This window comes from Fictibacillus sp. NRS-1165, from assembly GCF_050468105.1.
Taxonomy (GTDB): Bacteria; Bacillota; Bacilli; order Bacillales; family Fictibacillaceae; genus Fictibacillus_C; species Fictibacillus_C terrinigri.
On record NZ_JBDPNU010000098.1, the window covers coordinates 1 to 1,476 of the forward strand.

Annotated in this window: 2 protein-coding genes; both read right to left on the minus strand. The window is 44.4% G+C overall.

All coding sequences use genetic code 11. The annotated features are described in order from the left end of the window. Positions 1–873, minus strand: an 873-nt coding sequence (locus ABHN01_RS24460; RefSeq protein WP_429877701.1) for a citrate:proton symporter, incomplete at its 3' end; no start/stop codon positions are given. A gap of 65 nt (positions 874–938) precedes the next feature. Further along, complete coding sequence (locus ABHN01_RS24465; RefSeq protein WP_429877702.1) at positions 939–1,334, minus strand: hypothetical protein; 396 nt, start codon at positions 1,332–1,334, stop codon at positions 939–941. Positions 1,335–1,476: the final 142 nt, after the last annotated feature.

Consider the following 1,476-nt stretch of genomic DNA (forward strand, 5'->3'; position numbering starts at 1 on the left):
CACCATTACCATGCTTTTTGCATGTGCGGCGATCTGTTCATTCTGTCTTTTAACATCAGGGAAATTCACGATTAAAGCAAGGGCAAACGCAAGGATAAACAAGACAGGTACCGGCATTATTTCAATGATTAAAACCGTTATAAGAACAACTGTTAGAATAAGATTGAACCAGAACATTTTTGGCAGGCGAGTTGCCGGCATGTCCAAAGCGGCCGCTGTCTCTTCTTCCGCATTTTTCCCCTGATGATTCGTCCATTGAACAACTCCAAGACGTTTTCGCTCTTTTTTTCCAAGTACGTACGAAACAAACACAACCCAGGCCATACCTGCAAGCATGGAGGGAATAATCGGATTAAACAGTTGTGAAGAAGAGGCATCCAGTGAGACCATGGCTCTTGCCAGCGGTCCGCCCCAAGGGATGATGTTCATGACTCCTGCACCAAGGGCCACGGTACTCGCCAGGATAAGAGGATTCATGCCCAGCCTTTTATAAACAGGGAGCAAAGCAGTGATTGTAATCATAAACGTCGCAGAACCATCACCGTCCAAAGCCACGATTAACGTAATGACAGCAGAGGCCATCACGATTTTGAGCGGATCTCCTTTTGCGAATCGAATCAAACGGGAGATCATCGGATCAAACAATCCTCGGTCAATCATTAATCCAAAATATAAGATAGAAAAGCCGATCATGATGCCCGTCGGTGTTACTTTCTGGACGCCTTCAAGCATCATTTGTCCCATTTCAAGCCGAAAGCCTCCGATCAGGCCAAAGACAATCGGCACGAGTGCGAAAGCAATTAATACTGAAATTCGTTTCGTCATGACCAAATAAAGAAACGTAGCAATCATTAAAAAACCTAAAATAGCCATTCCCTAAACCCCCTTAATATCCATTGATTAGAAAGCGGTTACAATTCCTTGATAGACACAACCTCCTACACCCTCTGTTCCATATTCCCTCCTCTCACCTGCTGCAGGTGGCCTGTAAGCCTCCGTTCCGTCATTTCTTTAACCAGATTTACGCAATCCATCAGCCTGTCAAAATCAATGCCTGTTTCAATGCCCATTTCATTAAGCATAAATACAAAGTCTTCGGTCGAATCATTTCCTGCAGCACCTGGTGCAAATGGGCATCCCCCGAGACCGCCAATGGCTGTATCGAAAGAGGTAATTCCAGCCTGCAAAGCAGCGAATGAATTCGCTTTGGAAAATCCGTATGTATCATGGAAGTGTGCTGTAACTTTACCCTTTGTGCCGAGGTCTAATGTTTTTGAAAATAACTGATAGACCTGGTTTGGATTCGCACGGCCGATCGAATCGCATAAAACAATTTCATCTACCTCTAACGTTTCCCAATCTCTTCACGATGTTCAATGTTTTTTCTTCTGCTACAAGACCTTCATACGGGCAGTGAAAGGCGGTAGCGATACTGAATCTTACAAACATGTTCTCGCTTTTTGCCTCTTCTACTAC